The organism is Staphylococcus sp. HMSC056G08, from assembly GCF_001812305.1.
Lineage (GTDB): Bacteria > Bacillota > Bacilli > Staphylococcales > Staphylococcaceae > Staphylococcus > Staphylococcus simulans.
In genome coordinates this window covers 13,714-35,005 of record NZ_KV808420.1, presented here as the reverse complement: position 1 = coordinate 35,005, position 21,292 = coordinate 13,714, and the positions used below count along the sequence as shown (strand labels likewise).

At 35.9% G+C, this 21,292-nt stretch carries 21 protein-coding genes and 2 pseudogenes; 14 read left to right on the top strand and 9 right to left on the bottom strand.

All coding sequences use genetic code 11. From position 1 onward, the window contains the following. Positions 1-12: 12 nt before the first annotated feature. Positions 13-1,968: a hypothetical protein gene (locus HMPREF2846_RS00690; protein WP_070625225.1), complete on the bottom strand. Its 1,956-nt coding sequence runs from the start codon at positions 1,966-1,968 to the stop codon at positions 13-15. 224 nt (positions 1,969-2,192) lie between these two features. Here HMPREF2846_RS00690 and HMPREF2846_RS00685 point away from each other — a divergent pair, with 224 nt between their 5' ends. Further along, positions 2,193-2,930, top strand: a complete 738-nt coding sequence (locus tag HMPREF2846_RS00685; protein WP_002480254.1) for an NAD-dependent protein deacylase — start codon at positions 2,193-2,195, stop codon at positions 2,928-2,930. A 116-nt stretch (positions 2,931-3,046) separates the two neighbouring features. Here HMPREF2846_RS00685 and HMPREF2846_RS00680 read toward each other — a convergent pair whose 3' ends face one another. Then, a complete protein-coding gene (locus HMPREF2846_RS00680; RefSeq protein ID WP_002480255.1) occupies positions 3,047-3,727 on the bottom strand; it encodes a type 1 glutamine amidotransferase domain-containing protein in 681 nt (226 codons plus the stop codon). 344 nt (positions 3,728-4,071) lie between these two features. Here HMPREF2846_RS00680 and HMPREF2846_RS00675 point away from each other — a divergent pair, with 344 nt between their 5' ends. Together HMPREF2846_RS00675 and HMPREF2846_RS00670 are read left to right on the top strand one after the other, a co-directional pair. Further along, on the top strand, positions 4,072-5,025 hold the full coding sequence (locus tag HMPREF2846_RS00675; protein ID WP_002480256.1) for an LLM class oxidoreductase: 954 nt from the start codon (positions 4,072-4,074) through the stop codon (positions 5,023-5,025). Positions 5,026-5,029: 4 nt separating this feature from the next. Next, positions 5,030-5,269, top strand: a complete 240-nt coding sequence (locus HMPREF2846_RS00670; protein WP_002480257.1) for a DUF896 domain-containing protein — start codon at positions 5,030-5,032, stop codon at positions 5,267-5,269. An 85-nt stretch (positions 5,270-5,354) separates the two neighbouring features. On the opposite strand, the gene HMPREF2846_RS00665 is transcribed toward HMPREF2846_RS00670, so the two are convergent. Next, positions 5,355-5,936: a histidine phosphatase family protein gene (locus HMPREF2846_RS00665; protein WP_070625223.1), complete on the bottom strand. Its 582-nt coding sequence runs from the start codon at positions 5,934-5,936 to the stop codon at positions 5,355-5,357. 295 nt (positions 5,937-6,231) lie between these two features. Between HMPREF2846_RS00665 and HMPREF2846_RS00660 the strand changes: the two are divergent. The 4 genes and pseudogenes from HMPREF2846_RS00660 (at position 6,232) to HMPREF2846_RS00645 (ending at position 9,127) form a co-directional block, all read left to right on the top strand. Next, a pseudogene (locus tag HMPREF2846_RS00660) lies at positions 6,232-7,187 on the top strand (NAD(P)-dependent oxidoreductase). A 12-nt stretch (positions 7,188-7,199) separates the two neighbouring features. Continuing rightward, complete coding sequence (locus tag HMPREF2846_RS00655; RefSeq protein ID WP_002480260.1) at positions 7,200-7,559, top strand: cupin domain-containing protein; 360 nt, start codon at positions 7,200-7,202, stop codon at positions 7,557-7,559. A 186-nt stretch (positions 7,560-7,745) separates the two neighbouring features. Beyond that, positions 7,746-8,369 (top strand): LysE family translocator, encoded by a 624-nt coding sequence (locus HMPREF2846_RS00650; RefSeq protein WP_002480261.1) that lies wholly within the window; start codon positions 7,746-7,748, stop codon positions 8,367-8,369. Between the two features lie 233 nt (positions 8,370-8,602). Next, positions 8,603-9,127 (top strand): VOC family protein, encoded by a 525-nt coding sequence (locus HMPREF2846_RS00645; protein WP_070625221.1) that lies wholly within the window; start codon positions 8,603-8,605, stop codon positions 9,125-9,127. A gap of 64 nt (positions 9,128-9,191) precedes the next feature. Here HMPREF2846_RS00645 and HMPREF2846_RS00640 read toward each other — a convergent pair whose 3' ends face one another. The 4 genes from HMPREF2846_RS00640 to HMPREF2846_RS00625 form a co-directional block, all read right to left on the bottom strand. Further along, positions 9,192-10,139: a cation diffusion facilitator family transporter gene (locus tag HMPREF2846_RS00640; RefSeq protein ID WP_070625219.1), complete on the bottom strand. Its 948-nt coding sequence runs from the start codon at positions 10,137-10,139 to the stop codon at positions 9,192-9,194. Positions 10,140-10,151: 12 nt separating this feature from the next. Further along, entirely contained in the window at positions 10,152-10,568 is a 417-nt protein-coding gene (locus tag HMPREF2846_RS00635) for a DUF2231 domain-containing protein (protein WP_061055009.1), read from the bottom strand. 80 nt (positions 10,569-10,648) lie between these two features. Further along, positions 10,649-11,797 carry a sensor histidine kinase gene (locus tag HMPREF2846_RS00630; protein WP_070625217.1) on the bottom strand — a complete coding sequence of 383 codons (1,149 nt, stop codon included), beginning with the start codon at positions 11,795-11,797 and terminating at the stop codon, positions 10,649-10,651. Then, positions 11,794-12,462 carry a response regulator transcription factor gene (locus HMPREF2846_RS00625; protein WP_070625215.1) on the bottom strand — a complete coding sequence of 223 codons (669 nt, stop codon included), beginning with the start codon at positions 12,460-12,462 and terminating at the stop codon, positions 11,794-11,796. Before HMPREF2846_RS00625 ends, HMPREF2846_RS00630 begins: the two co-directional genes overlap by 4 nt. Before the next feature lie 154 nt (positions 12,463-12,616). Here HMPREF2846_RS00625 and HMPREF2846_RS00620 point away from each other — a divergent pair, with 154 nt between their 5' ends. The 4 genes and pseudogenes from HMPREF2846_RS00620 to HMPREF2846_RS14610 all read left to right on the top strand — a co-directional run bounded on the left by HMPREF2846_RS00620 (position 12,617) and on the right by HMPREF2846_RS14610 (position 16,519). After that, positions 12,617-13,357 carry an SDR family NAD(P)-dependent oxidoreductase gene (locus HMPREF2846_RS00620; RefSeq protein WP_070625213.1) on the top strand — a complete coding sequence of 247 codons (741 nt, stop codon included), beginning with the start codon at positions 12,617-12,619 and terminating at the stop codon, positions 13,355-13,357. 207 nt (positions 13,358-13,564) lie between these two features. Continuing rightward, positions 13,565-14,806, top strand: coding sequence for a quaternary amine ABC transporter ATP-binding protein (locus HMPREF2846_RS00615; RefSeq protein WP_070625211.1), 1,242 nt, complete (start codon positions 13,565-13,567; stop codon positions 14,804-14,806). Next, a pseudogene (locus tag HMPREF2846_RS14615) lies at positions 14,799-15,637 on the top strand (ABC transporter permease); the annotation flags it as partial. The gene HMPREF2846_RS00615 and the pseudogene HMPREF2846_RS14615, both read left to right, overlap by 8 nt. A 9-nt stretch (positions 15,638-15,646) precedes the next feature. After that, complete coding sequence (locus tag HMPREF2846_RS14610) at positions 15,647-16,519, top strand: glycine betaine ABC transporter substrate-binding protein (RefSeq protein WP_371099725.1); 873 nt, start codon at positions 15,647-15,649, stop codon at positions 16,517-16,519. A 366-nt stretch (positions 16,520-16,885) separates the two neighbouring features. Here HMPREF2846_RS14610 and HMPREF2846_RS14605 read toward each other — a convergent pair whose 3' ends face one another. After that, positions 16,886-17,407 carry a hypothetical protein gene (locus HMPREF2846_RS14605; RefSeq protein ID WP_256273945.1) on the bottom strand — a complete coding sequence of 174 codons (522 nt, stop codon included), beginning with the start codon at positions 17,405-17,407 and terminating at the stop codon, positions 16,886-16,888. A gap of 126 nt (positions 17,408-17,533) precedes the next feature. Beyond that, positions 17,534-18,031 (bottom strand): PDDEXK-like family protein, encoded by a 498-nt coding sequence (locus HMPREF2846_RS14600; RefSeq protein ID WP_256273944.1) that lies wholly within the window; start codon positions 18,029-18,031, stop codon positions 17,534-17,536. Positions 18,032-18,365: 334 nt separating this feature from the next. On the opposite strand from HMPREF2846_RS14600, the gene HMPREF2846_RS14320 reads away from it, so the two are divergent. The 3 genes from HMPREF2846_RS14320 to HMPREF2846_RS00590 all read left to right on the top strand — a co-directional run bounded on the left by HMPREF2846_RS14320 (position 18,366) and on the right by HMPREF2846_RS00590 (position 21,292). Continuing rightward, entirely contained in the window at positions 18,366-18,926 is a 561-nt protein-coding gene (locus HMPREF2846_RS14320) for a hypothetical protein (protein WP_070625209.1), read from the top strand. A 37-nt stretch (positions 18,927-18,963) separates the two neighbouring features. Next, a complete protein-coding gene (locus HMPREF2846_RS14595) occupies positions 18,964-19,521 on the top strand; it encodes a hypothetical protein (protein ID WP_256273943.1) in 558 nt (185 codons plus the stop codon). Positions 19,522-19,789: 268 nt separating this feature from the next. Further along, positions 19,790-21,292, top strand: coding sequence for a BCCT family transporter (locus HMPREF2846_RS00590; protein ID WP_070625207.1), 1,503 nt, complete (start codon positions 19,790-19,792; stop codon positions 21,290-21,292).

The following is a 21,292-nucleotide window of genomic DNA, read 5'->3' as shown; positions in this document are numbered from 1 at the left end:
GATTATGATTGATTAAGATTGTTTCGCTTTACGACGTTTCACAAACCATGTAAGACCGACGCCGATGATAATTAACGCAACACCTAATGGTAAAGCAGATTTCTTCACTATTTCACCTGTGGCTGGTAAATCAAAGTTACCATCGTCATCAAATAGCCCACTTAAGAAATCATCAGATGAACTGCCTAATGACAACGCGCGGCCTTGTGATGGATTCGGAATATCAGGAATACCATCTAATACGCTGCCGCCATTCGCTAACTTATCTAATAGACTCGGTCCACCGAATAAACCAGATTTACCACCTAGTAAGCCTTTATCTAGTAGACTACCGTTAGACTGACCTAGCAAGCTTGGCGTGTCTTTTAACGGATCAAAGATATGACGGATATCTGATTTTAATCGCGTGATATCACGGTCCGCTTGAAGCAAATCGTTAAGCGGTTGATCAAGTCCCGATTTGAGGACACTTAACAATTCATCTTTCGCATCGTCTTTTTTCGCAATCACATTCGCCAATGCACGTGCTTTCGCATCATTGAATTTTGTGGCTAAAATCGTTTCAATCGCTTGGCGTTTATTATGTGCTTGGTCAATCACGTTGCCGATAATTTCATCCGCTGAAACATCTGAACCGTAGCGTTGTTTTAATAGTTGAACGAGTTCAGCACTATCTGGACGTTTCGCCATAATTTGACGTGCCATATCTGCCGCTTCGTTCTTATCAAATTTCGTCGATAACAGTGTTTGAATTAATGCTTCTTTATCATCCGCTTTATCAAACATAGATTGAAGCAAGCTGTCACTTGTGAATGAACCGAGTCCGTCTAATTGACTCAACACTTGGCTCGCAATTTGCGCATCTGTTTTACCTTTTGTATCAATGCGGTCAATAAGTTGTTGTGCACGTTGTTCATCTACAGTGCTGCCGATAATATCTTTAACAGCTTGTTTTTTATCAGACGCTGATTTTAAATGGTCTGAGATAATCTCATCTTGTTGTTTCAGACTGCTTTTTGTTTTCTCAATTTCATTTTTTAACTGTTGTGCTTTATCTTGTGAAATTTCGCTGCGTTCAGCTAATCTGTTTTCTAATGTTTGCAGATTCGCTTCTTTATTTTGGACATATTGGTCTAAATCTTGTTTCGTTGTTTCTCGTGCAGTCGTCACACGGTCAATATCTTGTCTAAGCGTACTCAATGCTTGTGAAGCTTGTGTATTCTCTTCGTTCGCTTTAGTTTCCTCATTGTCAGAACGGTCCGTTTCACCATCATTTAGTTTCCCGTTATCAACTTTATGAGAAAGTGCTTCTAAATCTGAGATAAATGCATCAATACTTTGATTGGCTTTTTCCTGATTTAATTGCGCATCTGCCACTTGTGATGAAGGGTTTGAATCACTTGATTGTGCTTGTTGTGAAGCTTGATTTAAATCTTCACGCACTTTTTCTAATCGATCTGACACAGCAGTATCTTCCGTTCCTTGAGTAGTATTAGGTTCAGGTTGTGTCTCAGAACGATTTGCGTCTTCTTTTAATAGTGAAGCTGATTGTTCATCGTTTTGAGTAGATGTATTGAATTGTGTTTTATTGTCTTCCTCTAAATCAGAAGTTGCTTTCTCTTCTTTAAGTTGTGCTTCTTTCTCTTTCACATCTTTTAAGATTGCGTCTATTTGTGATACACGCTCAGCTTTATTGATATCTGTTTTGAATTTAGTTTTGTCACTGTCATTCATTGTTTTAATACGATCGATTTCTTTTTTCGCTGCTTCTATACGCGACTTGAGTGTTGTAGTATTAGAATTTTGTGTAGCTTTGACATCTGTCTGATCTTCCGCAACCACAGTAGGTGCAGACGTTAAGTTATAACTTAATAATGTCGTACTTAACAATACAACAGCACTTGAAAACTTAAATGAATGGCTTAATTTATTTTTATGATTTAAATCAGAGTATCTCTCTTTTTTCATTCACTTCACCTTTCCTCATCACTATACAGTTATCATTATATTAGTTTACACCTATCATTCAAAGAGGAAACTCACTTTTTATACGATTTCTTAATATATACTTACATTAATAGTTGCTTATGTTTTCACACTATGGAAACTTGCTTAAACATCCCCTTAATCTTAGAATTAATATGAGTAGATCAATACACGAGATGTATTGAATAATTAATGGAGTGATCAGTGTGAATGCTAAAATTGAGCAATTAAAAGAGATTATTGACAGTTCGAATAAAATCGTCTTTTTCACAGGTGCAGGTATTTCTGTTGCGAGTGGTATTCCAGATTTCCGTTCTGTCGGCGGTTTATATGAAGCTGTCGCAGAAAAAGGTTTATCTCCGGAATATTTATTAAGCCATGACTACTTACAAGATAACCCTGTAGGCTTTATGGACTTCTGTCATGAGTATTTATTATTTGCGGATAAAAAACCGAATAATGTGCATGAATGGATTGCACAGTTAGAAAAAGAAAATCGTTCACTCGGTGTTATCACACAAAATATTGATGGTTTGCATTCAGATGCAGGCAGTGAAAATGTAGATGAGCTACACGGTACTTTAAACCGCTTCTACAGCATCAACAACCCTAACGATGAGTATTCAAAACCTTACGTCATCGACCATCATTTACGTAACAGTGAACAAGATGGCAGTCCAATCAGACCAGATATCGTCTTATACGGCGAAATGTTAGACCAAATGACAATTATGAGCGCCATCAGCAAAATCAAACAAGCCGATACACTCGTTGTCTTAGGTTCATCACTCGTTGTACAACCTGCCTCTGGTTTAATCTCAAACTTTGAAGGTGAAAATCTTGTCATCATTAATAAAGATGTGACACCTTATGACAGTGACGCAGATTTAGTCATTCATGATGATATGAAACATGTCATCAACGAACTCAATAAAATAGATTAATCCAAAGTGGTTAATCTCATAGTATTAAGCAACCCTCTGAGCATAAACTTCATACTCAGAGGGTTTTGTTTATCTTAATTTAGACGTCCTTAATAACGGACAGTCTTCATTCATTTTTATTTTCCTAAAGCTTTCAGCGTATCTAACGCAACTTGTTGGGCTGATTGAGGGTTTTGACCTGTGATTAATCGACCGTCTGAGACTACAAAGTTTGACCAGTCGTCACCTTTCTCATAGCTTGCGCCTTTATCAATTAAGGCATCTTCTAATAAATAAGGTAAGTTATCTGTAACACCCATTTGTGATTCTTCACTGTTAGAGAAGCCTGCGACTTTCTTACCTTTAATTAAGTTTTGGCCATTATCTTTAATATTTAATAAACCTGCTGGACCATGACATACAGCTGTGACATAGCCATCGTTAGAATAGATTTTCTCAGCTAATTCAATGAGACCTTTATCTTTTTCAAAGTCCCATACAACACCATGGCCGCCTGCGTAATAAATCACTTCATAATCATCTGGATTTACTTCTTCTGGTTTCAATGATTCATTTAACTGTGTCATGAATTGATGGTCTGTATAATACTTCCAATCTACATCAGACATGAAGTCTTCTTGTAAACTTGCGGGATCAATTGGCACAAACCCACCTTTAGGACTTACATAATCAATTTCATAACCTGCTTTATAGAACTCGTCCGCAAAGTGTACAACTTCTCCAAGCCAAGCACCTGTTGGACGTGGTAAATCTGGATATTTTGATGTGTTTGTGACTGCTATTAGAATTTTTTTCATTACGCTTCACCTCTCTCTATTTATTCACTGATTTGGAATTGATTAATCATAGCTCACAATTAAAATGTTCACTGCTGATCAGTTTTAACAATGTTGATATTCAGAAATTTAATTTCGTTCACATCGTCATAATTGTTAAAAAACCCCTTAAAAGTTGTACGCTTTATTTTTGTTTTTTATTTTAAAACCGCGTCAAATCAACGTTTTTGACCTTTTTTGACTAAATCGATAAACCGCGTGAGCATAAGGTTTGTGTTAGTTGTGTATACGTTGTAGAATAATTGTAGACAACTTGGTTAGAAGAACTAAAGTTTGTCAGATTAATCAAGTTAGGAGGGATAGACGTGACAACAATCGAACAACACAATGGTTTCAAGCGGACGTTTCAAAAGGGTCATTTAACCTTAGGTTTAAGCATTCCTTTTGATAACTCTGAAAAAATCGCATTGTCGTTTGATCAACAAGCAGAATTAGCGCAGTATGCTGAAGAACTTGGATTTACAAGCCTATTTGTGCGAGACAACCCATTATATAGTCCACACTTAGGTCCAGTAACGACAAACTACGATCCGTTTGTATTTTTAACTTACCTCAGTGCTAAAACGAATAAAATTGCTCTCGGAACAGCTAGTATTGTTGCGACATTACGTCATCCAATTCACGTTGCTAAAGCAGCCGCTACTCTTGACTTGGTGTCAAACGAGAGATTTTTAATGGGACTGGCAACTGGAGACCGTTCTTTCGAGTTTCCAGCTTTCAAAGTCGAGGAGAAGAATTTGCATAATCATTTCAGAGATGCTGTTTCTTCTTTGAATGCACTGTGGCAAGACCATTCTCCAAACATTTCAAACTCAATCTTTGAGCTATATGAGGATTCTGGTCTGCAAGTTTTACCAAAACATCACCATATCCCGATTTTTGCGACGGGAAATGCGAAACAAGATTTAGACTGGATTAAAGAAAATATGGATGGTTGGATGTTTTATCCACAAGAATTCCAAATGCAGAAAGCTTTACTACAAGCTTGGCATGATAATGATGTATTCAAACCATTCATGCATCCACTCGCATTAGATTTATCAAAAGATCCAAATGAAAAAATCAAACCCATTAAGGGTGGCTATAGATTAGGCAGAAATACTTTAATCAATGTATTAAAAGCATATGAACGTATCGGTACAAACCATATCATGTTGAAATTAGTCACACATGAAAGAACGTACCAAGATATTATGAAAGAATTGGGAGATTATGTGATTCCACATTTCCCACCAAACGAAATCAAGGAGGAACAATAATAATATGAAAATTTTAGATAGAATTAATGAACTTGCTAATAAAGAAAAAGAAATGGTATTGAGCACTTCAGAAAAACAAGAACAACATGAATTAAGACAAGAATACCTTAAAATGATTCGTGGCCAAGTTGTGAGCACATTCTCAACATTGAAAGTTGTAGATCCACTTGGCGAAGACGTAACACCAGATAAAATTTATGAATTACGCGAAGAAATGGGTACTTTAGACTTAAAACCTGAATAAAAATTTTAAAATAGATGAATAGCAAACCTAAAATAGTAAGGGTTGGACACTTCTGATGGAGTCGTCCAACCCTTTTTTCTTTGGATTAAGCAGGATGAATCGCTTCTACAAATGTAAAAGTTTCATCCTCATATTCAAATTTTAAAATACAACAATTCGTTATCTTTATTTGTTTTACCGCTTCTATCGGCAAACAATAATGCGCAAATAAGAATAAGATATCACCATGACTCGCTGCTACTACACTACGATGCGTCGTCTCTTTTAATACGCGATGTAATGTCTTCACAGTACGTGTTTGAACTTCTTCCATCGTTTCTCCGCCATAAGCCGCAAAGAATGAACCAAAATCAACTACGCCATTTTGATGTGGCGGATTCAATAATTCCGGCTCTCCTTCAAACAATCCATAATTCCATTCTTTAATCCCTTTTAATCTTGTATAGGTTTCATTTGGAAATAAAATTTCTAACGTGTCAGAGGCACGTTCTTGTGTAGAAGAGAATAATTCATAATCTGTCAGGTTTAATTGATCGAAATACAGCTTCGCTTGTGCAGCTTGTTTTTTCCCTAGTTCTGTTAACGGTGAATCTGAAGCACCTTGAATCTGATGTTTCTTATTAAATAACGTTTGTCCGTGTCTGATTAAATATAATGTCTTTTTCATGTTGTCTGCTCCTCATTTTAGTCATTTCATGATCAGTATGTCTTTGTTTGTACTAAAAATGATTGGTGTTCCCTTTCATCATATCGAATCTATGACATAGTGAGTGATATACTTTTTTACGATTTTGATACATCTTTTAGTGGTTTTATCTGATTATGTAGCACTTTTGTTCATTTTGTACAAAATAGAGGTGTGAGTTTAGCACTTTATGCACTTCTAATATTCTGATTCCATGATAAGCTATAGATAAAGATTGTGAATATTTTCACAAAGTAATTAAAAGGAGCGATTGAATATGACAAAAGTATTAGTAGCAGGTGCGATTCCAGAGACGGGATTAAATCAACTTAAAGAACATTTTGAAGTAGATATGTACACTGGGGACAAATTAATCACTGAAGATGAATTGATTGAACGTATTAAAGATGCCGAAGGCTTAATCAGTTTATTATCTACAAATGTAAGTGAAAAAGTTATTGAAGCTGCACGAACTTAAAAATTATCGCAAACTATGGTGCGGGGTTCAACAACATTGATATTCAAGCAGCTAGAGCACGTGGTATCGATGTTACTAATACCCCGATTGCTTCAACTAACGCAACAGCTGACCTGACAATGGGTATTTTATTAGCGGTAGCACGCCGCATCCCTGAAGGCGATCAGTTATGCCGCACAAAAGGCTTCAACGGCTGGTCTCCACTCTTCTTCCGCGGACGTGAAGTCTCAGGTAAAACTATCGGTATCATCGGACTAGGTGAAATCGGTTCAGCAGTTGCTCGCCGCGCAAAAGGTTTCGATATGGATATTCTTTATTCTGGTCCATCTCGACATGAAGAGAAAGAACAAGAACTTGGTGCACGCTATGTATCACAAGATGAACTGTTGAAAGAAGCTGACTTCGTCGCAATCAACTGTTCTTATAACGAAAGCATGCGTCACATGATTGATTATAACGAAATTAAAAAAATGAAACCAACAGCGTACTTAATTAACGCATCTAGAGGTCCAATCGTATACGAAGCTGAATTAGTTAAAGCTTTACAAGATGGTTTAATCGAAGGTGCTGCATTAGACGTCTTCGAATTCGAACCAGAAATTACTGAAGAACTAAAATCTATGGATAACGTGGTCATTACACCACATATCGGAAATGCGACATTTGAAGCACGTGATATGATGGCTGAAATTGCCGCAGGTAACGTTGTCAAAGCGCTCACAGGTGACACACCGGATTATATTGTAAATAAATAGGAGTGATAATCAATGGTCGACACACACCAACGCTTTTTTAACATGAAAGATCTACCACGCTTCTCTGAGGAAGCAGCACAAAAGACAGTCTTTTATCAATCTGAACATTCAGCTGGTGCCGTTTGGTGCATGAAACCAGGTCAATCTCTACAATGCCATACCCACCAAAACGCAGATGATGTATGGATTGTGACACAAGGCGAAGGCACATTCTATACAAACGGCGGTCAGGAAAGAACTATCAAAGCGGGCGACATCATTGTATCATTACCTGGCGAAGCACATGGTATGACGAATACAGGAGACGAAGACTTTATCATGCTTGGTTTCGCAACACCGATGCCATTAGACTTTATTCCATACGAACACTAAGTAAACCAACCAAAACTACTATCTTAAAATAAACCATAACCTAACCCAACTTGAGATGAATGATATTACTACCCATAATGTCATTCATCTTTTTTATGTTCTGACACGATTTTAAATTTCCGGTCTCATAGCGTGATAAGACATGCTAAGATAGAGGCATTACAATTTTAAAGGGAGTGCTCGATTATGGATTCATTGATCAGTTTCATTTTAATTTCATTGCTGATTATCGTTATTCCTGGCCCTGATTTCTTCATCGTGGCTACGAATACAATGAAAGGCAGTACTAGAAATGGCGTAATGGCTGCATTAGGTATTTCTTCTGCACATGTCGTCTACTCTGCGATTGCTGCACTTGGTTTAATCTTTATCTTAACGAGCTCATATTATGCGTTCATCACGATTAAGTTTCTTGGTGCTGTTTATATTGCTTACTTAGGTTTGAAAACTATCTTAAACGCACGTAAGGCAAGCCATATTACTACATCATCAACTTACCCTATCAGACACATCAGTTTGTTTAAATCGTTTAGACAAGGCTTTATGAGCACGATTTTAAACCCTAAAGCGATTCTCTTTTACATATCTATCTTGCCGCAGTTTGTGACTAAAAGCGAAGGGTCATTAAAAATCATCGCCCTATCAGCACTCTTTATCGCACTGGTCTTTATTTGGTTTTTCATATGCAGTTTCTTATTCACACATATCAAGAAACTCTTCAATCAACCTACTTTCAAAATGGTATTTGACTATATCGTCGGTGTCATCTTAATCGGACTGGCAATCAGTATTTTAAAATTTGAACGTTAATTTACACGCAGGTTATTTAAAATGACCTGCGTTTTATGGTTTGAAAAGCTTTATAAATCGTTAATCACTATAAATATTTATGTTTATGTTAATATGGATGATGAACGTCAACTAATAATTTTACAAACATACTTTTACTGTCATTTATATATTTATTGAATACTTTAAGCATAATAGACACAAGTCAGGTAATACTACAAATAGAGAGATAGATTAAGAAAGAAGTGATTAAAATGGCGATTACAAGAGGGATTAATCATATCGGGTTAACTGTGCCGGATATTGAAGCGGCAACACGGTTTTTCAAAGAAGCTTTAGACGGTAAGGTGGCTTACGATAGTCAAACAGAAATGGATCAACCTCGTGGCGTTAATGATGTAGAGCGTTTCTTAGATCTTGAATCAGGCGCTAAAATCATTAAAAAGCGTATGATGGTTTTCGGTAATGGCCCGAATATTGAAATGTTTGAGTTTGTCCATGCGCATCAACAAGCACCTGCGGCACTTCAAGATATCGGATTTACGCATCTTTCTTTTTATGTCGACGATTTTGAAGAAGCACTCGAGCGTATGGTGGAAGCAGGTGGCGAACCCGTTTCTGAACCGCATGAGAATACACGCTATGAAGATTCTGTCGGAAACGAAACTATTTACATTAAAGCACCATGGGGCAGCTTAATCGAGCTTCAAACCATCCCAAACGGTTACTATTATCCTGAAGATAGTGAAGCTGAAGTCTTTATCCCTAAAGAGAATTAATATTCATTTGATAAAATCGAAAGCAGAAACAAAGCCTATTCCAGTCTGTCGGAATAGGCTTTACTTAATGGTGTGCTTCTGTTTTCACTTGATTGAAATAAGGTTCATCAAGGTGGTTGATTGCTAGGTGTTCAATTTGAAGTGTCGTATGAGATAAACCGTACCGTTCTTTTAATAAGGCTTCTATTTCATTAATACTTTGATAGGCATCTGTACTGCTTTGGCTATCTAATACAATGTGTGCACTCAATGAATACTGGTCAGTCGTAACAGCCCATAAATGGAATTCATGTACATCTAACACTCCTGGTACTGATTTAATAGTCTCTATTACTTTATCTGTTTCTAATTCTTCAGGCACAGCTTCCATCAACACCATCCAAGCATTTTTCATAATTTTATAACCACCTCTAAAGATAACGATAGAGATAATCATACTTAAAATCGGATCGAATAATTGAATGCCTGTGAAGTGAATGAGTAAGACAGCTAAAATGACCCCGACTGAATTTAATAAGTCCCCGATAAAGTGCCACAGTGCACTTTGAACATTGATATTTTGTTCATTTTTTAATGAGCGCATCAAAATGATTGTGAGTACAATATTAACGATTAAACCAATACTCGCAATGACTAACATCAAGCCACTTTCAACTTGTTGCGGATAGACAATACGCATAATCGCTTCGTAGAAAATACCGACAGAAATAACCGCTAAAGCTAATCCATTTAAGAACGCTGCTAGAATTTCAAAACGTAAATAACCATATGTGAAACGTGCCGTAGGTTTACGACTTGCGAAGTAAATCGCAAGCATAGATAAACCTAACGCCAGTACGTCACTTAACATATGAAACGAATCAGACAATAATGCCAATGAATTAGACATGATACCGCCGACAAACTCTACGATTGTGAAGAATAACGTGATAATCAACGTTGCCCATAGTGTCGTTTTAGATTGTGATTGTATTTTACTATGTTCCACATGGTGGAAATATGTTTGCCTCATGTTTATCCTCCCTTACTTCCCATATGTGATGCTTGCGCCTAAGTGACCTGCGATGATTAGTAGGACAAAACCAATCACTGTCAGTACTACTGTAGAAATCACACTTAGTTTTTGATATTTAGTAAACCACATACCAAATAGTTGTATCACTGTCGCTAATCCATAAGCAATCAAAGCGGACATTGCGAATGTTTCATGCAGATGTACTAAGCTTTCCACATGCTTTGCGCCATAGTGCTGCATCGCATAAGCTTCTCCGCTATCTCCGAGTAAATAACTGATAGCACCGAAAATAATACCTGAGCTTAATAGGACCGCAAGGGTAATGGATAAATCGAATTTTTTAGTAAAAACGTGAACAACGGCTAAGATTGTTGCTAGGGATAATAAGGCAATTGGGAAATGGACGAATAATGGATGTAATGGCATCTCTTTTCAACTCCTCTGAATACTTTGTTTTTCTTGTTGTCTTAACTATAGAGGAGAAAACTGAAATGAAACTGAAATTGTTAAAGTTTTATAATAAAGTTTGTGCCTTTACCTAATTTCGATTTCACTTCAATTGTGCCATCATATTGAGAAACAATTTGACGTAATAACGATAGACCGATACCAGAACCTCTTGTCTCTTGATTAACACGGTAAAAGCGTTGAAAGATTTGGTCTTGTTCCGCTTCTTCAATCCCCTTCCCATCATCCGACACTTCAATTTGAACCCCATTCATTGTTTGAAACGCACTGACACGCACTTGAACGTGTTCATCATTATGATGATACGCATTTTCTAACAAAATGTTTAACAGCTGTCTTGCATGCAATGGATGTATCGCAAACATTAAGTCTGGTTTATAGAGTTTATGTATCGTTGTTTGATGTACCATTTCAACGGTACGGATTGTTTCATCAAAGCTTTGAGAGAGATTGATCGGTTTTAAATCATCTGTTTGAAGTGTCTCTAGCATCATTGTATTCACAAGCTGCTGAAGATACTTCGTCTCAGACTTCATTTGCGCTAAAGTTTCTTTACCTTCTTGCGATAAATGATTTTGTTCTAACATGTCTAAATACTGTGTGCCTAATAATAACGAACCTACCGGTGTTTTCATTTCATGTGAAGCATTTTGAATGAATGTTTGTTGTTCTTGCATCAGTTGTTCATACACTTTGACGGGACGGCGTGCAAAATAATACGCCATAGCTATCATCAAAACAAATGCGAAGATAAATCCGATAGAGAGCTCTCGCACTAATAACTGTTTCGTTTCATGAAAATCTTTAACATCCGTTAAGCTGTATAACGTACGCTGTTCAGATAACTTCACTGTTCTCACATCAAAGATACCGGTTTTACTCTCGTCTACATGCGGCTGTTTCACTTGGCCAACAAAGCGTTGTTTTAACATCTGTGTTTTAAAAGGTGTGTGATTCTCTGTCACTTTCTGATTCTTCACAATGAAATAGTGATGTCCTTGGTTAACTGAATCTTGATGAGTCAACGCATGTTTAACGCTGTCTGTTTGTGCTTGGGCTGTCTCATTGATTTCACGATTTACATTGAAACTGAACACTAAAATAATCGATACAAATAAGATAATTAACAGCACTAATAGGTAACTGACATATTGTATAAATGTCTTCCAAAAATGATAGACTTTCATGATTTCACTTCCAATTTATAGCCGACGCCTCGCATGCTTTTGACTTCTATGGTCGCATGAATCTTTTTAAGTTTCTTACGTAAGAGACGCATTAAGGCATCGACATTATTATTTGTGACGACTTGGTCAATACTCCATACCTTCTCAATAATGAGTGCTTTGCTGACTACTGGATTTAAAAACAATAGTTCCAACAATTGATATTCTTTTTGTGAGAAATCGATGATATGACCTTCTACAGTAAACTGACGTTTGTGATAGTCATAAATTACGTTGCCAAGTTGTTTGGTGTTAGAGGGCATTGCCGCAGACCGCTTCATCACAGCTAACATGCGTGCTTCTAACTCTTCGAATTCAAAGGGTTTCGTAATATAATCATCTGCCCCTACTGTTAAACCTGTTACTTTATCAGCTGTTTGTGATTTTGCGGTCAACATAATAATCGGCACATCAATACGTTGGTTACGAATAGCTTCTATAATTTCAATACCGCTGTGATTCGGTAACATCCAATCCACCAGCAACATATCATAAGTAGTTTGTGCTAAATATTCTAAGACATCTTCTCCTGTCTTTAACCAATCGACTTGATAGTGTTTCAGCTTCAACATTTTCTGTGTCAATTCACCCATCATCTGGTTATCTTCTATCAATAACACTTTCATATTATCCGACCTTTATTCATTAATTTAGTTAAATTTTATGCTTAAATACTAAAATTATCAAATGTTAAAAAATCAATCTATGTGGATAAGCAAATTTGTATTGCGTAATAACGGGTATAGATTAAGTGTAACAATAAAGGAAAGGTGATTTACTTTGGGTAAATTAGATAATAAAGTCGCAATTATTACTGGGGGGTCTTCAGGTATTGGAGAAGCGGTCGCAAAACGATTCGCTGCTGAAGGTGCTAAAGTTGTGATTGTGAATCGTCATAAAGAGAAAGGTGAAAAAGTGCTCAAAGCGATTGAGGACAATGGCGGCACAGGTCTAGCGTTAGGCGTAGATGTGACGTCTAAAGATTCGGTGGAAGAAGCGGTTAAAACAATCAAAGATCAATTCGGCACAATTGATATCTTATACAATGGTGCTGGTGTTCATGATGGTTATAAAGATGCTTTAGAAACAGACGAAGACACATTTGATTTATTAATGGGCGTCAACGTAAAAGGTGCTTACCTATTCACACACGCTGTCTTACCGACATTCTTAGATAATAATAGCGGTGTCATCATCAACGTAGGTTCACAAGGTTCATCTATGGCAGGTGTCGGCGGCAGTACGTATGTCACAACAAAACATGCGATTGCCGGCTTCACTAAACAACTAGCCTATGACTTTGGCTCTAAAGGTATCCGCGCCAACCTTTTATCACCAGGATTTATTGAAACACCTATGACAGAGGGTGTTGATGAACAACGTACAAAAGATATTCCAGCTCAACGTGCAGGTAAACCAGAAGACCTCGCATCAGCTGCAGTCTTCCTTGCCTCTGATGAAGCAGCTTATGTCCAAGGCGCTGAACTTAATGTAGATGGCGGTTGGACTGTAGGAAGATAAAATAATGAATTAAGAAAATAAGCTTTAAAAGCACTGTATAACTGATTTAATCAGCCTTATACAGTGCTTTCTTACTATATAAGAAAAAAATATTCAAGTATATTATTGTTTATTTTTATTTATTTGTACCACTAAGAAAGTTGTTTCATCTAATTAATATGGTAACATTAAATAAGAAAATGATTTTTAAAATGGAGGAGATTAACTTTGAGCAGAGTTCGTGTAAGGAACTTGACCAAAGTCTTTGGCAGAAATAGCCAAAAGGCACTTAAAATGGTTAAAAACGGAGATTCCAAGCAAGAAATTTTAGAAAAAACAGGTGCCACTGTTGGTGTTTACGATGCAAGCTTTGATGTAGAGGACGGAGAAATATTTGTGATTATGGGACTCTCCGGTAGTGGTAAGTCTACATTAGTCCGCTTGATTAATCGTTTGATTGAACCTACTTCAGGAAGCGTGTACATAAATGAAGATGATGTATCAAAAATGTCTAAAAATGAATTACGCGAGGTGCGTCGGACTAAAGTCAATATGTTTTTCCAAAACTTCGGCTTATTTCCTAAACGTACTGTATTAGAAAATGCAGAATATGGATTAGAAATACGGGGTGTAGAAAAAGAAAAACGCCGTAAACAAGCAGAAAAAGCTCTAGAAGATACTGGATTACTTTCATTTAAAGATCAATATCCTAATCAGCTTTCTGGCGGAATGCAGCAACGTGTAGGTCTAGCACGTGCACTCGCAAATGATTCTGAAATATTATTGATGGATGAAGCTTTCTCAGCACTTGACCCTCTTATCCGTCGAGATATGCAAAATGATTTACTCGAACTACAGCGAAAAGTAAAGAAAATTATTATCTTTATCACCCATGATTTGAATGAAGCTTTACGTATTGGTGACCGTATTGCTTTAATGCGTGATGGAAAAATTATGCAAATTGGTACTGGTGAAGAAATTTTAACGAATCCAGCCAATGACTTCGTCAAAGAATTTACGGAAGATGTTGACCGTTCTAAAGTACTGACTGCAGAAAATATTATGGAACCACCACTTACGATTAATGTCGAAACAGAAGGCCCTAACGTAGCCTTACAACGTATGCGTCAAGAAGAAGTCAGCATGCTGCTAGCCATTGATCGTAACCGTAAACTAAAGGGTAGTATCTCTGCTGAAAGTGCGTTAGAAGCCAGAGAGAAAGGTCTATCTTTAAAAGATGTGACGAATGATAACGTTCAAAAAATTAATAAAGACATGTTCGTTAGCGATATTTTCAATATTATTTATAACTCCCCTGCACCGCTTGCAGTAGTAAGTAAAGAGAATGAACGTGTGATTGGTGTCGTAGTCAGAGGTAGTGTTATCGGGGCAATGAGCACCAAAAATATCACTGTGGGAACAGATACTTCTTCTGATTCTGAGAAAGAAGAGGTGAATGCAGATGCTTAACTTTTCAATGAAACAATTACCTTTTGCAGAATGGATTGACGCTATCGTAGATTGGCTGACTGATCATCTGTCAGGTTTATTTACAGTGTTAAGGATTGCTGGAGAAGCAGTGATGAACTTCATGACTATGATTCTAACAGCTATTCCTCCTTTTGTTATGATGGCTATCTTAGTCATCGCAGCTTTCTTTGTATTCAAACGTAAGTGGGGCTTTGCCGCATTCACTTTAGTCGGCTTACTGTTTATTTATAACCAAGATATGTGGACCGATTTAATGAACACAATCACTTTGGTCATTATTTCCAGTTTAGTCGCTGTTATTATCGGAGTACCTTTAGGTATCCTGATGTCTAAAAGTGATACAGTAGAAAAAATTATCAAACCTATATTAGACCTTATGCAGACAATGCCTGGGTTTGTATACCTCATCCCTGCTGTCGCATTCTTTGGTATCGGTATGGTACCAGGGGTTTTCGCATCTGTTATCTTCGCATTGCCACCAACAGTCAGAATGACGAACTTAGGGATTCGTTCTATCTCTACAGAGTTAGTAGAAACATCTAATTCATTCGGTCTACTGCATGGCAAAGATTATTTAAACTTGATTTACCTATGGCAAAAGAAAACATATTCGCAGGTATTAACCAAACGATTATGTTAACACTTTCTATGGTAGTTATTGCTTCTATGATTGGGACACCTGGACTTGGGCAAGGTGTTTTAGCTGCTGTACAACGTTCAGAAGTCGGTAACGGTTTTGTGTTCGGTATTGGAATTGTAGTCCTTGCTATTATTATCGACCGCTTCACTCAAGCTTTAAACCGTCCTAAAAACACTAGAATGAGTAACAAGAAAAAATGGATTATCACAGGCATTATTGCACTTATTGCTTTAATTGTTATTTTGCTTTCTGTTTTCTTCTCACCAACTAAATCTTCAAACAAAGGTACAATCACGTTAGCTTATGCGCAACAAGATGATCAAATTGTTTCAACAAACGTGATGAAACAAGTGCTAGAAGAAGAAGGTTACACAGTTAATACAACATCTTTAGATATCCCTGTGGTTTGGGAAGCTGTAGCTAAAGGAGAAGCGGATGCTATGACTGGACCATGGCTTCCTGTCACACATGAAGCACAATATAAAGAATTCAAAGACGATTTAGATGACTTAGGGCCACATATTGACGGTAAAGCTAAGCTTGGACTTGTTGTTCCTTCATACATGGATGTAGACTCTATAGAAGATTTAGACAATCAAGCTAAGAAAAAAATAACAGGTATCGAACCAGGTGCCGGGATTGTTAAGGCTACAGACAAAACAATCAAATCATACCCTAATTTAAAAGGTTGGGAACAAGTCATCTCTTCTACAGGTGCAATGAACGCACAATTAAAACGAGCTGTTCAAAATAAAGATGAAATCGTGATTACAGGTTGGAGTCCATACTGGATTTTCCAACGTTACGACTTAAAATATCTAGATGATCCAAAAGGAACTATGGGTAGAGCTGAAAGCATCCATACGATGACACGTAAAGGATTAAAAAAAGATATGCCAGAAGCCTATAAAATCCTAGACAATTTCAAATGGGATGTAAAAGATATGGAATCTATTATGTTAGAAATTGAAGATGGTAAAGATCCAGAAAAAGCAACAAGCGAATGGATTGAAAACAATCGAGATAAAGTAGACAAATGGAAAGAGAAATAAGATTGTATAGTCATAAACTTTAAAGCTATACACATAATAAAACTCTGCAGCATCACTGACTTAACCAGTGTACTGCAGAGTTTATTCTTTCAAAATATCAATATCTCAAAAAATAATAAATACCAAATGCTACAAGATAAGTAACTAAGAATATCACAAAGTTCAACACTATCTTTACAGGCCAAGATTTTGAACCAAAACATTTCTTAGTTATTGTAGAACTAATTAACGTTGGACAGAAGACGGTTATACCTATGAAGAGAACTCCTTTCCTGGTTCCCCTAATAATTATCCCCTCTTAAACTTTATCGACTGTGGCTTTCTCACTATTCATATAGCCTTCTATTAACTTCTCTTCTAATTTATTTAAATCGTTCTTAAGAAACTTATCGAATGTTTGTTTAACTTTTCCAACACTTCTTCATGACTCATTACGCCTTCATTAGAATGTGTATAAAAATTCTTAGAGTAAATTGTATGATGTTTACGTGTTAATTTTTTTCTGAAGACTTTAAAGACCTTACTATGTTGAAGCGCAATATTAAGCATATCTGTCCTTACTTCATTTTCTCCTGGACCAATCAACAAAGTAACCCCTGTGAAATGGCTATTATTCTTAATCTCAAACAGAAGGATTCTACCACTATCAGTCCAAGGGATTTCAGTATTATTTTTAGGCATAATACGTTCTAAATTTTTAGTTGTAAATCTGATATAACCTTTGCTACTTTGATCTAAGATTAGGGTTTCATGTTCAGGTATATATGCCTGCAACATTTTAGAGATTTCACTTAATGTATCTGGTTTATATTCATAGATTAAATCCAATGCTCTCTTATGTTTGGCATAAATCTCACCACAAATTTTTTCTAATGCTTCGTCTCCCACGATATGCCTCCTTAAAAAATCAATATACTGTTCAATAAAATCTACTGCTTGTGGATTCATCATTGCTTTTTTATTCACCATAGTTTCATCGATACATTCAATGATTTGGTTATAAGAGATATTGGATCATACCTCAACACTACTAGCTTCTTCACCGTGTGGTGTTAAGAATATAAATAATTTCTCATAACCACTATAGGATTGTTCCACCTTATCTTGATACTTCTTCAATTGATGCTTAGATTCTTTACTCCATATCTTGTTTTCAATCACAATAAGCGTTTGATTTTGTTCTGACACGACTAATAAATCAATGTTATTCCACTCTCGTAACACTTTCGCATCGTCAAAGTCATTTAATAATAAATTAAAGATTGTTTGTTGATCTTTTTTAGACTCTGAACATTCAATATAAGTTCGAATTAAACTTTTAATAAAGGCATCATCAAGCCCATGAATCTCATTTGGATTCAATAACCAATCCAACATATTACTGTGACGTATTTCGGTGTTCACAACACCAAGTATTTCAAACAAATTAAACTGGTTGGAATACTTTTCAATTTCTTTCAAAGAATCAATGTCTTTCAGAAATTCCATTAATGCTTGTTCATCATTATTCATTCAGCTGCTCCTTGATGTTTTCTTTATCTATATTTAAAGCTTCTTTTAGTCAGCTATGCCATTTATAAGCACAACTTCTAATTTATTTATTTATTATATCATCAATACTTTCAATTTAAGTATCGCTTTTCCTAAGTTATTTAAGCGGATTTATCCACTTATTTTCATCCATCTTAATAAAGAGAAATATCTACTTTATTAGTTATTTCAATTTAGCAACTCTAACTTTATTACATAAAACTAAAAGGTTCTCTATTTATTAAAAAAGTTCTATGAAAGGTTTGTTAAATAGATTATTCTATTAATAACAACGTTAAAGATGGGAGATAGTGTATTGAAAAAGATTGTTGTTAGTTTAGGAATTGTAGCACTTGTAGCTGCATTAGGCATTGCGATTGTCTTTGCGTATGGCAGTTATAAAGATTTGGAACTAAAAAAAGAAGAAACTAAAGTAGCTGAAGAAAAAGAGAAAAAAACAAAAGAGAAACAAAAGAAAAAAGAACAAGAAGACAACGAAAATAACACTGAAGCAGTGAATAGTGAAGAAAGTAATACACAAGAAGCATATGACCAAACACAAAACGATACTACCGCTTCCCAAGCACCTCAAGCACCTGTAAAAGAAACTCAACCTGCACAAAATCAAAGCAATAATAACCAAGCATCTTCTAAAAATACATCAGAATCACCAAGTAGCTCTTATGATCCAGATGCTGAGTATGCAAAACAAAAAGAAATGTATGAAAAAGCTGCCAGAGGAGAAATTCCTGAGCCAGGCGCAGACATTTCTGGTGACAATTCACAATTAATGGAACGTGATCCAAGTACGCTTACGAATGATGAAGTTGAACAAAGAGATAGAAGAACAAATGCGATGGAAGCGGAAAGTCAATAATCTAACGTAATACACATATAATAAGGGGAACTAACATATGAATAAGCTTTTAGTAATTTTATCCGTCGTATTAGTACTTGGAATCATAGGTGCTGTGGGTTTCTTTGGATACAACAAATATCAAGAAGTCGAATTAGAGAAAAAGAAATTAGAAGCACAATTAAAACAAGGTGAAGAAAATGATGAGTCAGAAGCTGAGTCTAATAACACTGAAAACATAGGTCAGTCAGATGAATCGACAAGTAATCAACAAGAAGTACAAGCTACTGACGGAAGTGAAACTGTTAAAATTAGTGGCGGTTCAGGTAGTGGTACTGCTAATAAAGAAGAATTCTCTGATTTACAAGTGAACAGAGATAATGTCTTCGATTATCTAATCGCTGCCATTAATCAAAGTGAAGGCGGAGACGCTTCAAAAATTAAGTTTCAACAACCAGAACTAATTATGCAAGATGGCGGAATGTGGAAAATTCCTGCGAATAATAAATCAGGACATGGCTCTTATACTTTCATAGTTAATCAAAATGGTACAGTAGAATTTTGGGATGGCATGATGAATGATAAGTTCGATGAAATACATGTGATTTTACCTTAATAAACGAGGATTGAGTGTGATTGCTCAATCTTTTTTTATTTTGTATTAATTTAGTGATTCACACTTGATAAAGCTCAATAATTTGCCCTCTAAAACTTAAATGATAATTTTTAGCAAAATGTAAGATAAATCACATTACTTAATTTAAATTATTCAAATATAAAATCAATATGCATAATCAGATTATTAGGTTATCTAATAAAAGTTGATATTGAATTTTTATAACTATATGCTAAGAATGTGTACGTAAATAAAGGGGGAAACAAATATGAAAAAAGCTAAATTAGATCACTTTATATTTTGGCCATCACTCATTGTCTTATTGATTATCACACTAACTTTGATTTTCACTAAAGATTCTGCAGAGGATGTTTTAAACCAAATACTAACTGGAATAAACAACCGCATGGATTGGGTATTCGAGTTTTTAGTTTTTGGCTTATTTATTATATTGCTTTATATAGCATTTGGGAGATATGGAAAAATAACATTAGGAGATTCAAAACCAGAATTTAACAACTTTAGTTATGGGGCAATGTTGTTCTGTGCTGGTATGGGAACTAGTATTATGTTCTGGTCTATGATAGAACCGATGTACTATTATCAAGGACCTCCATTTGGTATAAAGCCTAAATCACCAGAAGCAACAGAATGGTCTTTAGCTTATGGTATGTTTCACTGGGGAATTTCAGCTTGGTGTATCTATGCATTGCCGACAATCGTAGTTGCCTACTCTTTCTTTATCAAGCAGAACCCTTCTTTGAAAATCAGCCAAGCAGTTAAAGGAACGTTAGGAAAATATTCTGATGGTGTCATCGGTAAAATCATTGATATTTTAGTGATATGGAGCTTAGTAGGCGGTCTTGGAACATCTTTAGGTTTAGGTGTACCTATGATTTCCTCAGGCATTGGAGAAATTTTTGGAATTGAACAATCTACTTTACTCAGCATTATTATTATTGTAATTTGGTCTGCCATTTATATTACGAGTGCTTCATTGGGTCTCTATAAAGGGATTAAGAACTTAAGTAATATCAACGTCTATCTCGCACTAGGTTTAGCCTTATTTGTCATTATTGTAGGTCCAACTTCATTTATTTTGACTTACTTTACTGATAGTTTAGGAATAATGTCTAATAACTTTTTAAGAATGAGTTTTTATACCGATCCAATCCAAAAAAGTGGATTCCCACAATCATGGACAGTCTTTTATTTTGCTTGGTTTGCGGCTACTGCACCATTTATGGGATTATTTATCGCTAAAATTTCTAAAGGTCGTACTTTGAAGAGTTTAGTACTCAATATTCTTGGTTGGGGAACATTGGGTAGCTGGTTATACTTTGCGGTGTTTGGCGGCTATACAATGAACTTGCAAATTACAGACAAATTTGACGTTGTAAAGTCTATGGCTGAAAATGGAGATGCTTCAACCGTAATAGAAATATTAAAAACATTACCAGTCAGTTGGCTTGTCATTCCATTTTTCGTCATATTAGGTTTTATATTCCTAGCAACTTCTTTAGATTCTGCAGCGTATATCCTTGCCTCTACCGCTTCAAAGAAAGTCGGAGACGGGATAGAACCGCCTATGTGGCATACGATTGTTTGGGGCGTTTTAATGGCACTCCTTTCAATTTCTTTACTGCTTATCGGTGGATTAGACGTAGTTCAAACTTCTGCTGTGGTGGTCTCAGTACCTATTGTTTTAATTTATATTTTATTAATCATTTCATTATTCAAGTGGTTGAAACAAGACTTTCCGCTAAAATAA